9 protein-coding genes and 1 pseudogene are annotated in these 14,918 nt (G+C 41.2%); 4 read left to right on the top strand and 6 right to left on the bottom strand.

Features of this window, described 5'->3' with window-relative positions; translation table 11 throughout:
* Nucleotides 1–8: 8 nt before the first annotated feature.
* Nucleotides 9–731, bottom strand: a complete 723-nt coding sequence (locus ADIS_RS20760; RefSeq protein WP_051113369.1) for an anaerobic ribonucleoside-triphosphate reductase activating protein — start codon at nt 729–731, stop codon at nt 9–11.
* Nucleotides 679–2,982: pseudogene (locus ADIS_RS20750) on the bottom strand (ribonucleoside triphosphate reductase). The gene ADIS_RS20760 and the pseudogene ADIS_RS20750 overlap by 53 nt, the downstream one beginning before the upstream one ends.
* Nucleotides 2,983–3,320: 338 nt before the next feature.
* Here ADIS_RS20750 and ADIS_RS20745 point away from each other — a divergent pair.
* The 4 genes from ADIS_RS20745 (at nt 3,321) to ADIS_RS20730 (ending at nt 7,778) form a co-directional block, all read left to right on the top strand.
* Nucleotides 3,321–4,466: a hypothetical protein gene (locus ADIS_RS20745; protein WP_010856692.1), complete on the top strand. Its 1,146-nt coding sequence runs from the start codon at nt 3,321–3,323 to the stop codon at nt 4,464–4,466.
* Between the two features lie 18 nt (nt 4,467–4,484).
* Nucleotides 4,485–4,859 (top strand): hypothetical protein, encoded by a 375-nt coding sequence (locus ADIS_RS22495; RefSeq protein WP_010856691.1) that lies wholly within the window; start codon nt 4,485–4,487, stop codon nt 4,857–4,859.
* 110 nt (nt 4,860–4,969) lie between these two features.
* Nucleotides 4,970–7,228 (top strand): TonB-dependent receptor domain-containing protein, encoded by a 2,259-nt coding sequence (locus ADIS_RS20735; RefSeq protein WP_010856690.1) that lies wholly within the window; start codon nt 4,970–4,972, stop codon nt 7,226–7,228.
* Nucleotides 7,229–7,340: 112 nt separating this feature from the next.
* On the top strand, nt 7,341–7,778 hold the full coding sequence (locus tag ADIS_RS20730; protein WP_010856689.1) for an RrF2 family transcriptional regulator: 438 nt from the start codon (nt 7,341–7,343) through the stop codon (nt 7,776–7,778).
* Here ADIS_RS20730 and ccsA read toward each other — a convergent pair.
* Genes ccsA through nrfH form a run of 4 tightly spaced genes read right to left on the bottom strand, consistent with a single transcriptional unit; the run spans nt 7,775 to nt 14,432 of the window.
* Nucleotides 7,775–10,942 (bottom strand): cytochrome c biogenesis protein, encoded by a 3,168-nt coding sequence (gene ccsA / locus ADIS_RS20725; RefSeq protein ID WP_010856688.1) that lies wholly within the window; start codon nt 10,940–10,942, stop codon nt 7,775–7,777. The genes ADIS_RS20730 and ccsA overlap by 4 nt on opposite strands.
* Before the next feature lie 2 nt (nt 10,943–10,944).
* A complete protein-coding gene (locus ADIS_RS20720) occupies nt 10,945–12,270 on the bottom strand; it encodes an alginate export family protein (protein ID WP_010856687.1) in 1,326 nt (441 codons plus the stop codon).
* 12 nt (nt 12,271–12,282) lie between these two features.
* Nucleotides 12,283–13,776, bottom strand: a complete 1,494-nt coding sequence (gene nrfA / locus ADIS_RS20715) for an ammonia-forming cytochrome c nitrite reductase (protein ID WP_010856686.1) — start codon at nt 13,774–13,776, stop codon at nt 12,283–12,285.
* Nucleotides 13,777–13,799: 23 nt separating this feature from the next.
* Nucleotides 13,800–14,432, bottom strand: coding sequence for a cytochrome c nitrite reductase small subunit (nrfH, locus tag ADIS_RS20710; RefSeq protein WP_035807182.1), 633 nt, complete (start codon nt 14,430–14,432; stop codon nt 13,800–13,802).
* Nucleotides 14,433–14,918 lie beyond the last annotated feature (486 nt).

Genomic DNA, 14,918 nt, shown 5'->3' with positions numbered 1-14,918 from the left:
TCGCCTTTTTAGTTCCGCCAAATAATGTTTTTTGGGAGTTCAAATTCACTGTTGATAAAAACACTCTTGCAGCTTTCAGGCAAAAAAGAAATACTGCCTGTGTCCCCAACATAATGTTGTAAATAGTATTTTCCTTGATAGCCTTTTTCTTGAAGGAATTTAGCCATTTCTACCAGATCACTTTGACTAATTAACCTACTGTGTAGGGTAGTGCGGACCTCAAAAGGAATATTGTTACTGACCAAGATGTCCAGACTTTCTACAAATTCACCGTAAAGCTGGGAGGCTGTTATTTTCTGATAAGCTCCAGGCAGGGCTTTAAAGTCCAAAGCGACGTAATCTACCAGTTTCTCTGCGATGAGGTTTTCCAAAACGTGCGGTCTGCTGCCGTTGGTGTCGATCTTCACCTTCATGCCCAATTCTTTGATTTGATGGGCTAACCACAGGACATTTTGATGGAGGGTACACTCCCCACCACTGAATACTACCGCATCCAGAAGATTTTTTCTTTTCTCCAGAAAATGAAGAACATCCCCATAGCTGATCTTACCTTTTCCGTCTACAATCTCAGGATTGTAACAGTATCCACAACGCATGTTACAGCCTGCAAACCAAAGGATGCAGGCTGTATGGTCAGGATAATCCAGTAATGTAAAAGGGGTAATGCTATAAATGGGTCTAGCAGTATCTGTCCTTTTCTTCTTTGAAATGTTCCCGTTGCTTGTGTTCACCTTTTTTTCCAATGTTAAAACTTTCTACTGGCCTGTGGTATCCCATTACCCGGGTATAGACCAAACATTTGGTTCTTTTATCCCTGTTGGCTTCCAGCCAGGTTTGGGTTTCAATTTTTTCAATTGTTGCTTCATTTGTTTGCATAACTTAAGAGGTTTTATGGTTAATTTGATCTAATAGAATTTCATCACATTTTGGGCAATATTCATGTTCACCATTCAGGTATCCATGTACAGGACAGATGCTGAATACAGGAGTTACCGTAATGTAAGGGAGTTTAAAATTGGAGAGGACCTTTTTGACCAGGTTGCGGCAAGCTTCCGGCGTGGAAAGTTTTTCCCGCATGTACAAGTGCAGGACGGTTCCCCCTGTATATTTACACTGTAATTCATCCTGAAGCATCAAGGCTTCAAATGGATCATCAGTAAAATCCACCGGTATTTGGGAACTGTTGGTATAATAGATGTTTTCGCCGGTCCCAGCCTGAATGATATCCCCGAAGCGTTTGCGGTCTTCTTTGGCAAAGCGATAAGTAGTGCCTTCGGCCGGGGTGGCCTCCAGGTTGTAAAGGTTTCCAGTTTCTTCTTGGAATTCTTTCATCCTATTTCTGATGTATTCCAGAATTTCAGTGGCAAACTGCTGCCCAAAATCTCCTGTTATATCTTCATTTTCACAAGTGAAATTCAATATCATTTCATTCATTCCATTGACTCCAATGGTGGAGAAGTGGTTTCTGAAATGTGGTAGGTACCTTTTGGTGTAAGGGTAAAGTCCTCGATCGTACATTTCCTGAATAAAATTTCTCTTTTTCTCCAAGGTAGATTTAGCAATGGCCATTAAGGTGTCCAGTCTGTCGTAAAGCCCTTGTTTGTTTCCCCTATAGATATATCCCAATCGGGCCATATTGATGGTGACTACTCCAATACTTCCGGTCATCTCTGCTGAGCCAAAAAGACCATTGCCCCGCTTCAATAGTTCCCTTAGGTCCAACTGTAGCCTACAACACATACTGCGGACCGCATTGGGCTTATAGGCTTCGGGGTTTTCTATTTTATTTCCATTTTCATCATACATGTATTGACTTCCAATAAAGTTTTGGAAGTAGGAAGAACCAATTTTGGCGGTATTCTCAAAAAGCAAGTCTGTATTTTCTCCATACCAGTCAAAATCTTCTGTGATATTGACGGTAGGAATAGGAAATGTGAAGGGCTGTCCGGAGGCGTCTCCTTCTGTCATTATTGTGTAGTAGGCCTTATTGATCATGTTCATTTCCTTTTGGAAATGCTTATAAGTCATTTCTTCTACATTATTGACCCCTCTACCTATCACCCTGATCAAAAACCCGGGGTCCTCCAATCCTTTGAAAAGGTGAAGGTCATTTTTAGTGGGAATTTGATCTTTGAGGTCCTCCGGAACCACCCAGTCCAAAGTAATATTGGTAAAAGGGGATTGTCCCCATCTTGCGGGAACATTTAAGTTGTATACAAAAGAACGAATGGCTTTTTCTACGTCTTTTTGACTTAAATTGTCTTTGAAAACATAAGGCGCCAGATAAGTATCAAAAGAACTGAAGGCCTGTGCACCGGCCCATTCGCTTTGAAGTATCCCGAGAAAATTGGCCATCTGTCCAAGCGCCTCACGAAAGTGGGAGGGGGGCCTACTTTCCACCCTTCCCCGTACACCGTTGAAGCCCTCATTGAGTAACACCCTGAGAGACCATCCGGCACAATAGCCGGTAAGACAATCCAGGTCGTGAATGTGTATGTCCCCATTGCGGTGGGCATAGCCTTCTTCCTTGTTGTAGATTTTGTCCAACCAATAATTGGCGATGATTTTCCCGGCAACATTATTCACCAACCCTGCATTGGAATAGGAGGTATTAGCATTGGCGTTGATCCGCCAATCGGTTTCCATAATATATTCTTCTATAGTCTGTGTGCTGTCCACATAGGTGGTGTCTTCATTTAGCCCGGCTACGTGTTCCCGTTGCATTTTCCTAGTGTGCCGGTAAAGCATAAAAGAGCGCATGATATCAAAATTACCAGTTTCAAAAAGCTGCTTCTCAATGATATCCTGAATATCCTCTACCGCCCAGGTGGTTTGAACATCTAGTTTCTTTAATATTTTTTGAAAGACTACAGGGTCATATACCTGATGTACGCTCTGAAACCCTTTAATAAGTGCATCCTTTATTTTGTATGCTTCGAATGGGGCGTATTCTCCGTTTCTTTTGATGACAAATTGATCCATTGATTACCTGTTAATTTTATATGTTATAAACTTGAACAAGATAATTGTAAGGTAATGGTTGGAATAGGGTATTTGTCATGCATGGACTTGACTTAAATCATGAAAAATATTCTGGTAATAATTCGCTGTTTTGTTTAAAAAAGGATAAATTTGTCCTCTAAAATTTTTTAATGGTTTGTTAATGTTATTCATTTTTTTAGACAGTGAAAAATTACTTTAAAAAATAAAAGATATATTTGTCCGATAATATTTTTTCACTATCTTTGAGCCATTGATAGAGGGATATTTTAAATTTCCCTTTTTTCAAAAACTAAAAAAGGATAAAAAAGTCCTTTACTATGAAAACGATTTTAAAACCAGCCTTGATTTTCCCCTTTGTGATTGGAGCTTTGCTCTTAGGTATCAGTGGTGGTGCTAACCGCTTAGGAGATATGACATGGATGTTGGCCGGGGCAGGTATGCAACATGGTTTATTGATGGTGGGAGGGTTTCTCGGAACTCTCATTTCCCTTGAGAGGGCCATGGTAATGAAGAATAAATGGTGGTTGTTGGTAGTACTTTTAAACGGTTTCTCCATCCCGGTATTAGTGATTCCGGGGTGGAGTTTTTTTGCTTTCTACTTGCAATTGACAGGAAGTGTGGGCTTGGTATTGATGATGTACTTTCAAAGCCTAAGGCATCCCAAGCCCTATCAATATGTCATGTCTATAGGAGCGATTTCTTGGATGATTGGCAATGTTGCATTGATTACAAGTGATTTTGTCCCTGCGGCTGTTCCATGGTGGATTGGCTTTCTTTTATTTACAATCGTAGGAGAGCGATTGGAGTTAAGTAAGTTTTTACCAACACCAAGCTATGCTAAAATTATTCTTTACATTCTACTAGCATTATTTTTTATCGGCATGTGGATGCCTTTCCATCAGTCCGGTAACTGGGTCATGGGATTTGCTGCCATATTCATTGCCTTTTGGTTGCTACACTTTGATATGGCGAAAATTGCTGCCAAGAAAGAAAAGCAGTTCAAATACATCGGAGTTGGCCTGAAGGTGGGTTATGTTTGGTTGGTATTGCATGGGTTGATATTGTGCTTTTTAAATTCCCATCCCTTATTTTATGACCTTTACCTGCACACCTTCTTTTTAGGTTTTGCTTTCTCCATGATCTGGGCCCATGCCCCGATTATCTTTCCCATGATTCTCTCCATTCAGGAAAAACCCTATCATCCGGTTCTTTGGATAGGATGGGTGGTTTTTCAGTTGAGCTTGTTGGGAAGATTGGGTGCTGCTCTTGTAAAACTGCCTGAATGGAGAATTCTTTTTGGTATCATCAATGGTTGGACGATCATTACCATGTTTGTCATGATGGCTGCGATTGTACTTATCAAGATTATGGTCAATAGGAGGAAGAGAAAATCTCAACAAACAAAAAATAAAGAAAGCATTAACCGTGACCTTGGTCACATGATAACAATGAATGAAAACTAATTTGCAACTCTATAGCAAATGCTGAAGTTTCTTACACATATAGCCCTATCACTGCTATTGCTGCTTTCAGGAATGAACTATTCCCTGATTCAGACGCATTTTTACTTGAATAGGGTAGCTATTGCAGAGGCCTTTTGTGAAAACAAAGCGCAGCCTGAATTGGCATGTGATGGATTGTGTGAATTGGATAAGCGCTTGGACCAAGCAAAAGATCATAAAGACAACAAGAAGGGGCTGATTCCTGAAGAGGTACAAATGCTGTACTTGTCGACATCTGCCAATCAGGTTTTTTTAACCCAGAGAAAAGTAGTTGATAGGTCTGAATGTTTATTCGTGCCAGCCAATCAACCTCAAGGAGCTTATCTTGAATTCTTTCATCCTCCAACTGCCTGATTTTTTTAAAGATCCACATGTGTATTGACAAATTACCTGCCAGCTACTCCTCTGCGAGTTAGCATGGATCGGTTTTGTCCAAGCCTTACTTTAATTTCAAAATTACTCTTATGAACTCGCCTTTAATTCAAGCGCATATATCCCTGCATCTCCTATTGTTATGGGGAACAATCACATTTTCTAATGCCCAGACGATCCAGTTACTCGATCGCCAAACATTAGAACCCATCATTGGATTGACTTATCAGTATGCTGATCAATCCGGTATTTCAGATGATTCTGGAAAAATCACCCTTCGCTTTCAAGCAGGAGAATCCATTCATTTTAGTCATGTTTTATATGGTAAATGGACTTTAAAAGCATCAGAACTCGAATCGGCTATAGGGGTGGGCAAGATTTTACGGATGGAACAATCCTATCATTTGCAACCGATCACCATAATTTCTTTAAAACAAACGGATGAAAAAGATCAGCGGATCATGATATCCGATCAAGAGCGTCTCCACCACGATGCAGGAGCTATATTAAATCAAAATCCTGTTGTCAACGGGATACGAAAAAGTGGGGCTTTTGCTTTTGATCCTGTAATGAGAGGGTTTAAGTATGAGCAATTAAATATTGTCATTGATGGCCTTCAGTCAGCCATTGCCGCCTGCCCCAATCGAATGGATCCTCCAACTTCTCAAATTGCCTTAAACCGTATCAAGCAAGTGGAAATCCTCAAGGGACCGCATGCCCTTCGCTACGGCATTGGGTTGGGCGGAACGATCAACTTTGTACAAGAAGATCCTAACTTTTCCTCTCCCAATGGAGTCTATGGACGATATTCGACTATGTATGAGAGTAATGGGAATATATGGAGACATGAAGGCAGAGTAGGGGTGTCAGGGGAGAATCATGATATCGGAGTCATGGGGTCATGGTCTACAGGCACTGATTATGTAGATGGTGAGGGCAATGTAGTGCCAGCAAATTTTAGAAGAGGAACGGTCGGAATGTATGGGGATTTTAAAGTGGGTAGAAGAGATTTGGTTCAGGTGACGGTCAATAGGAATTTTGCCAGAGACGTAGATTTTCCAAGTTTGGCGATGGATTTACGTTCGGATGACACGTGGATGGCTTCCTTGAGGCATACACGTACCTATCAGCAACGTAACTTATTGTCATGGACATCTTCTATTTATCTTACTAAAGTAGACCACCTGATGGATAATTTGTTAAGAGATTTAAATCCTAGAATGAGCAATGCACGAGTACCAGCTTTTACTCAGAATTATGGTGGACGTACGGAAGGTTTGTGGAAGTTAGGAAATGGACGAATGTATGCGGGGGCAGATTACCGCTCTGAGTCTGCACAAGGAATCCGGGAAAGGGAATTTTTGATGGGCCCTATGGCTGGAAGAGTTGTATTGGATAATGCCTGGCAGAATTCACAGATTCAAAAATTAGGAACTTTTGTGAATTATAATTTGCCATTAGGTGCATACATGCTCTCAGTAAGTGGTCGCATGGATGTCAATCACGCTGTGGCGAGGGATGTTGAACCAGAATTCGAACAAGCCAATGGAGCAAGTCAAGTCACTCAATTGAATCCTGGTATTTCTTTGGGACTTAAAAAGGACTTGACAGATGAACTTAATCTAAGTGTGTGGTTGGCTAGGGTACAGCGAAGTGGTAGTTTGACAGAGCGATTTATCAATTACTTTCCAGTTGGCATGGACCCTTATGAGCTAGTGGGGAATGCGGCACTGAAACCTGAAACCAATAATCAGTTAGATTTTGTAGTAGGCTATGGGAAAGAAAAAATCCAAGTAGAGTTTAATGCCTTTGCTGCCTACTTGACCGATTATATTACAGCAGAGCGAACAGAATTGACCCCGAGAATAGCCTCTGCTCCTGGAGTTAGGCAATTTATCAACATCGATAGAGCGTTGAAGACAGGGATAGAACTTAGCCTGAGTCAGTATTTGGGTTGGGGAGTGCAGCAGCAGTTTGCGTTTGCCTATACTTATGGTCAAAATCTTAATATCTCAGAAGCACTTCCTGAAATTGCACCTTTGGACATTCGCTATGCTTTGATAGGAAATCATTTGGAGAATAAGCTGCATACAGCGCTCCGATTACGCCATGTGACTTCACAAAACAGAGTTTCAGCACTCTTTGGTGAAATGGCCACCCCGGGATTTACGCTAGTTGATGTCGATGCATCGTACGCGATTACGTCTCAATTAGCACTAAAAATTGGTGCTCAGAACTTACTCAACCAGGCGTATTATGAACACTTAAACCGTCCTATAGGACCTGATAGGAGACCCTTGTTTGCACCAGGGAGAAATTTCTTTGTGATGCTCAGCTTGAAGTTTCCTTGATGATTAGCTAATCCTGAATTCCAAAAGCAGCTATTCTCTCTGGAAAATAGCTGCTGTTTTTTTGAAAATCGGACAAATTTATCCGTATTTTTGGTTTCAAACACAATGAATTATGTTTTCTAAAGCTTGTCAATACGGGATCAAGGCAGTCATATACGTATGGAAGCAAAGTCTAAATGGAGCTAAAGTAGGAGCTAAAGAAGCTGCTGAATTTGTGCAAGCCCCAGAGCCTTTCACCGCTAAAATCTTACAAGATTTGGTGAGAAAGAAAATTATCGGTTCTCAAAAAGGGCCTACAGGTGGCTTTTATGTATCGCAAGAGCACGAGAAATTTACGTTGAAGGACTTGGTGTCGGCAATTGATGGAGATGGCTTGTTTAGTGGTTGTAGTCTTGGTCTAACTGAGTGCTCAGAAACTAATCCCTGTCCCCTTCACAATGATATTAAAAAAATCCGAGGCCATGTCATTCAAATGTTGACAAAGAAAACAATGAAGGAAATAGCCTTGGAAGTAGAAAATGGAGAAACGGTCCTTGCTCACCTGGTTTAGACGAGCAAGGCTTTTTTATCTTCTGTATTCATCTGACGGAAGCGGAAAATTGCTGCTACTGTAATTACAAGCAATACCACTACTACCCAATACACCCACATTGGCACAGGCACAGGGTCACCTTTGGCATAAGAGTGTAATCCTGATAGGTAGTAATTGACACCAAATGAAGTCATGATGATAGCTCCGAATGCCCAAAGACTGGCAATGTTATACAAAAGGCTGCTTTTAAGGGTTGGAACCAATCGAATGTGTAAGACAATAGCATAGACAATAATCGAAATTAAAGCCCAAGTTTCTTTTGGGTCCCATGCCCAATACCTACCCCAGCTCTCATTGGCCCAAACACCTCCCAGGAAAGTTCCTATGGTCAGTAAGAACAATCCGATCGTAATAGACATTTCATTGACAATTTGAAGTTCCCTGATATTGGAAAACCAGCTTTTTTCAGCGGTTTGCGGTTTGAAGATCAAGAAAATCAAACAAAGCAATCCAATGATAGCAGACAGCGCCAAAGGCGCATATCCACTCACGATGATGGCCACATGGATTTTTAGCCAGTAAGAATGCAAGACAGGCATCAAATTGGTGATTTCTGGATTGAGCCAATCGAGGAAACCTACGAACAATAGTGTTCCTGAGAATAACAGCCCCAAAGGAACCGTAAATTTGGATTTTTTGGCAAAAAGTAAGCCGAACAAGAGTACTCCCCACGCTACAAAAACCAACATTTCAAAGCCGTCGCTCCAAGGTGGGTGCTTAGCAATATACCATCTTAAGCCAAGGTGAAAGGTGAAAACTGCAAAGCCTATCCAACTCAATATACTTCCGATTTGCCAACTTTTCACTAACCAAGAGCTATTTTTGAATAGCATCCAGATAGCCAGAACTAGCATGAAAATTCCAAGCAGCCAAAAGGGCCCGAATAGACGGGTTCCTAGATTCAGTTGTGTATATAATAATTCAGCTTGGACAGTAGTACCACTAGGGTAGACCTCATCGCCTGCTTTTTGCTGATATAGGGAAATGTAAGACAATGTTTCATCAGCATCTTCCCAATCTCCTGTATCGATTCCTTTTTGCAAAGCTTGTAAGTATAGCGGAGTAATATTTTTCACAAATACAGCATCCTCATCATCGAAGCCCTGCATGAATTGCTGTCCAGTAAACCAGGTGTTGTTGGCATCCCAGCGATTAGGAAATAAGCGGAGGAAATCGCCTGTCAGTAATCCATAGAAAATGTTAAAGCGTTCATCCGTTTTCAATAGCTCATTATGCGCTTCATTTCTTTGCGATGGTTTAAGCTGATTGGCTTCTTCTACCAAATGCTGGATTTTATACTCACCCTGTTCATCGACAAAATCCATGAAGCTTAATTTGTTGGCTGGAGTTTTATCCAAAGCTTTGAAAACTTCCAAAGACTTTTCTTTGTCGATTTTGATAAAAGGCAATTCGCTGAATCCTCTTGGGTCCATTTGGAGTGCCAAAATAAATTGCTCTGGACTCATGCGGATAGTTTCGTCTCCAAGTGCTAACTCGGCATACGATTTACCGGTTATTTTCCTGACAATTTCATGGGCTAAGGTATTCAATGGCTTCATTCGCCCATCCAGATCCTGTACAATCAACTGACCATAGGCAGCTGCATGTGATTGAGGAATCCAGAAATCTTGCCCTTTCTTATCAGGACGAATCATCCCCCAAGAGAATACAAGCACGATAGCAGCCAAAGATGCAAAGGCAATTGGTTGTATAATGGAGCTTGGTTTCTGTTGAAGTTGTTGCGTGCTGTTACTTTTATTGACTTTTTTATTGAGAATTGTAAATCTGCTTCCTCTGGCAAACAAGGTCAGGAACATCCCTATAGTCAATAGGGTATAACCTAAATAGGTGAGGTAAGTGCCTGGACGGTCTTGGTTGATGGATAAAACCGTGCCTTTCTCATCCGTATCATAAGAGGCTTGATAAAAACGATAGCCTTTATAGTCCAGGACATTGTTCATAAAAATCCGATAAGGAAATTCTTCCACATCTCCATTCATCACCATGACCTCGCTGGCATAACTTGATGGGCTTTGGCTACCGGGATAGCGTTCCAAATCAAATTTACTTAAGTACAAGGAAAATGGCAACGTAATCGCTTTAGGACCATAAGTGATGCGATAACTTTGATCACCAATAGAAAATTGAGACCAATTTGGATTTAGGCTGACCATTTTTGCATAGGCATTGGCCACCTCATTTTTATTTTTATCTAAAACCCGGTAATGAATAACATCGATTAGGTTTTTGGCAATTTGCTCATCTTCTTCCGGCACATAGACTACTTGTGCTTTTTCTTGAACAGTTTTGACCAAGAAAGCCCCTTCATCCCATTGATACAGTGTTCGCAATTGGAGTTTTTGTGTTTCTCCAGCATGCATAGTACCCATCTGTTGAGTACTCATTTCCATTAATTGCAGATGAACATCCGAACTGATGACCCAAGAGTCCCCATCTTTGTAAATTCTGATCGGGTGATGCTTGTCATTGCTTGTGCTGAGTGTCAATGAGCCTATTTGGATAAACCGTCCATTATCAATCAGGTAATCTTCTCTCCCTGCACCCATGGCTACAGCTACATCAACATAGGTGTTGGAGCCGTCCACAAATGTTTCAGTTGCTCCTTGAATGTATTGTTCAAAGACCACTTCTATGTCTTGGTGGCCTAAGCTAGCATTTACTGACCGAGGTTTAAAGTTTTTGGGAAGCAAAAGCAATTGTTTTTCCAGAGACTTTCCGGATTGTACTTCTTGGATTTGCAGGTATTTTTCAGTGGTATAAAAGGTATCCTGATCATCACCTTCCCGAATATGCATCATGCCTTCCTGACTGAAATAGCGAGTGACACCAGCTCCCAATATAATAATCACAAAGGCTATATGGAAGAGTCCGATTGGCCATCGATTGGCATGAAATAACTTGTACTGTTGAATATGGGCAATAAAATTCACTGCCAGCCATAATTGAATAATTTCAAACCACCAAGCATCGTACACCAAGCCCCGTGCTACGGCAGTGCCATGATCGTTTTCTATAAAGGTAGCCGCCCCCATTGCCACTGCATAAGAAAGGAGCAGGACGAGGGAAACTTTGGTGGAAAGTAGAATCTTGGTAATCTTCATAATTAAAGCAGTACTCCTATAAATTTATTCTTCATCGTAGGTCTGAAGATGAGCATTAAATAAGCCCAGTTTTGTGTGTTTTTTGCATTGTCGACACTCTTGAGGTAAGCAAATGTATCCGTGTGGAAGAATTGGCTATAGCCTGCCTGAATGGAAAAGGCATCGTTGACAATCCAGCCAAGGGTAAGATCCACTTCAGATCCGAAGTAGCTGTTCATCAAGTTTTGACTTGAAGTTCTTAAGTCGAATACATCACTTTGGGCATAGAACAAGTGGTAGTCACCCTGAAGGAAAAACTTTGGTCCAAATGCATAGCGGGATCGGACAAAGTAATCTTCCACCCCCACAGAGTTTTCATGAGTTCCCCCAACGAAGAATAAATCCATGTAACCGTTGAATAAGTGATTGGTCCCGTAGAGTGGGTTGTATGAGCGGTTTTTGGTGTCGCCGGCATTGCTTGTGCCACTGATATGCTCTGTGCCCACAGAAAGGGTCCATAACTTACCTGCTTCTCTATCTACCGGGATTACATGGTTGTAAGCGATACTGAAATTGTAGGCATTCAGAGAAGTGCCAACAATGTCCTGTCCAAATTGATGGTAATAGAAAGCAGAAATTTGTGAGTTTCCTGAGTTGTATTTGAATGTAGGAACTCCCAAGGTAGAGCGATATCGGATACCTTTATCAGTTAAAGTTCCTGTATTATCAAAAGTCTGCCATTCTCTTCCATCATTCCAAAACAAGGCTGAAAAGGAAACTTTTCCCCATTTATTTTCATAGCGGGCCATTTGTGCAGCTTTGTATTGATTGGGAATCAAAAATGGTTGATCTGTAAGTGATTGAGCTGCCTGATTGTAAGCCCCTCCGAAGTGGAATTTCATGCTTCCCTTTTCATACTTTGCTAGTGCAAAATCGTGTGCACGAGCTTGGAGTGCCCAATCAAGGTTACCTAAGAAACGGAAATTATCGTAATTCAATTCTTGTCGACCGAGCTTGATATGCCAGTATTCGCCTACTTTTACCTGTGCCCAAGCTTCATGTACAGAAAGAAAATTATCGCTTGCTTTTACTTGTGGTGTAGAACCCCATGTTCGGATGTCCTGCACGCTCATGTAAAAAGTGAAATTATCCATTTCATAAAGTGCCTGTAACCGGGCTCTATGTGCAGTAAATAGGGCTGGGTCTTGATTTTCTCGGATAAGTCCTCCAAAGCCATTTCTGTATTCGGAACGTTGAAGGATTTGTCCATCAACTTTAAATTGGGCGTAGCTATCTGATAGACCTGCTAGTATCAGCAAACCTGTAAGTAACGAAATGTACTTGTTCATGATTGTAGCTGATTAGCGTGAAGAAACGGTTTTTACATCTTTTTTTGCTTCCCTTGCTTTTCCTTCACGAATCCAATTAGGTACAACCTCCTCCAAAAACTTAGATTTTGCAGCTTTTTCTGCTGGAATGTCTAAACCTATGTAGGCCTGTAAAGCAGATTTACTGGTGAAGTCAGGCATGTCAACAGGTTTGTTATGTCCCAAAGATGCAAGTAATCGCGTCAGTTGAATGCGCGTCTCTTGGATGATTCCAGTGGCTGAAGTAATAATACGGCTGGATTCAATCGGTGCATGAAACGCTCCGCCGTGAGAAGCCACCACAAAGTCCCATCTCCACTGCGCATGTCGGATACCTCGAAGGATTTCCTTCATTTGCTCACCAGTTGCCCCCAATTCCCAAGCTTTGCCTGCTTCAATATGAGCCATCGCAATCATTTTCTGAACTTTGGAAGCACCTTCCTTGATTTTTCGTTGACGATCGTACACATCCGTCATCAAATCTGCTTGTTTCTCTCGGTGGCAAACAAAACAGGAGTTTTCAATATTTGCTAAAGGCGAACCGATGTGGTGATCTGTAAATTTTTGACCTCCTTCGTTTTTATAAGGCATGTGACAGTCGGCACAGGAAACGCCCCTTTTTGCGTGTACGCTCATTTCATACAATTCGTAATCAGGGTGCTGTGCTTTCAGCATGCGAGCCTTACTGATAGGATGAACCCAATCGGTAAAATCAATCTTATCAAAATAAGACTCCATATTTTCAACAGTCAGACCATCTTTCCAAGGGAAAGTCAAGTAGGAGGCTTTTTCGTTTCCAGGTTTTGTTTTGTCAAAGTAGTACTCTACATGGCATTGTGCACATACTAAAGAACGCATTTCTTGATGAGAAGCCTGATTAATGTCTTTCCCCATTGCTTCAAATGCTTCTATCAAAGCAGGTCTGGTAATCGTCAGATTCATGGTCTGTGGATTGTGACAGTCAGCACAACCGATTGGATTGATGACTTCCGAGCCCATGTCGGAAAGTTTTTGACTGTAGTATTCCATAACTCCCATTTCGCTCATGAGTCGTGGAACGTCCGTACTTTTGCAAGTCCAACAGGTGGATGGCTGCGGTCCATCACCAGGCTCCATAGGAGAGCCAATTCTTAAGGTATTGTGTACGTCAGTGATAGCCCATGCATGCCCTCGGGGTTGATTGTAGTCTTTGCTAAATCCATAACCTGCCCATAAAATTACCAGTTCTGGCTGGTCATCTAATGCATCAATAAATCCACTGGTATTATACATGCTTCGGAAGGTAGTATCCCTCGTTTTCATGTAGGATTGATATTGCCTTGGATAATTGAGACCCCAAATGGAGTCTCTAGGTTCGATGCCTTCCAGTTGAACCTTTGGTTGGTAAGCAAATTTGGCCTCTGTTTTTCGGTCCATTATGGAATAAGCCAACATAGCCAGTAAAAAGACTATGACTGCTGTTAAAGTGAAAAGAATCCAATTCTTCATAGTGTGGGTATTTTTATGGGACTTTATTTTTTAGCTTCATTGATTGACTCTTGGAGCCACTTGGGTATGATTTGCATATCTGCCGGCGCATGTGCCCGAATAGGTTCAATTTGATGGCCTACCGAAGACAGACTTTTGACCTTTCCATGGGGGACTTCTCGATGACACTCCCAACAAATACGGTCGGTGCGGTGCACAAAATGGTCTTCTACAAATCCGGTCAATTTTGCATCTGTGACCTGAGCTTCATGGCAGCGGATACAGTTGTTTTGAATGACATTGATGGATGGTTCTAAAGCACGAATAACCTGTGGCTCTGCTCTCAAAGTGAAAATGGATGCATGATAAAGTCCATCTTTAGCCTTGAAATAATACTTGCTAGCAATGTTATCATGCGGAACATGGCAATCATTACAATGTGCAACTTCTCTATGGGAGCTATGCGTCCATGTAATGTATTGAGGTGTCATAATATGACAGTTGACACAAGCTTGAGGGTCGTCTGATAAGTAAGAGACAGCATTACTAAGCTTGAACAAGTATAGTCCAAGTCCGAAAATAGCAGCAACCAAAGCAGTGGCAGCTGGCCTCCATTTTTTGGGAGGAATAAAATTATATTTGAATAATTTTTTCTTGAATTTATGTGATTTACCCATGATGTTGGCTCAATTAAATTATAAAGTAATCGTGTTGTTTGGTAAAAGGTGATCAAAATCAGTTTTAAAAAGGATAATGGTAGAATTTATAATGAGTTTTTTATAGCATCGAATTTAGCAAAAAATATAGAGATTTCCATGGGGTATTGAATCTATGTTACCTATCAGTACACCAGTATTTCAAAGATATTCCGTGGAATATTTTTGTAGTTGAGGTAATCACATACTGTAAAGGGTTTTTTCAAGTGTGTAGTAGGAGATTAACAGCATAACTGCTGCCTGAATCCATTAGATATAGGGTAAGCAAGTTTAGGAAATGCGGCGGTAATCGCTACTTGTGTTAGTTCCATAATTTTGTCAGCGGCATTTCATTCCAATAGGTAAGAGTGCGGGTTTCCACCTTTGGGACGGGCTAGATTTTGTATTGGATAGAAATTGATTTTTGAATTAGGCATTTTGTAAATGATCAAAATCTGCCTATATTGC

The sequence above is a fragment of the Lunatimonas lonarensis genome, assembly GCF_000390185.1.
GTDB classification, from domain to species: domain Bacteria; phylum Bacteroidota; class Bacteroidia; order Cytophagales; family Cyclobacteriaceae; genus Lunatimonas; species Lunatimonas lonarensis.
The sequence above is the reverse complement of the archived record's forward strand: the minus strand, read 5'-3'. Positions and strand labels throughout refer to the sequence as shown.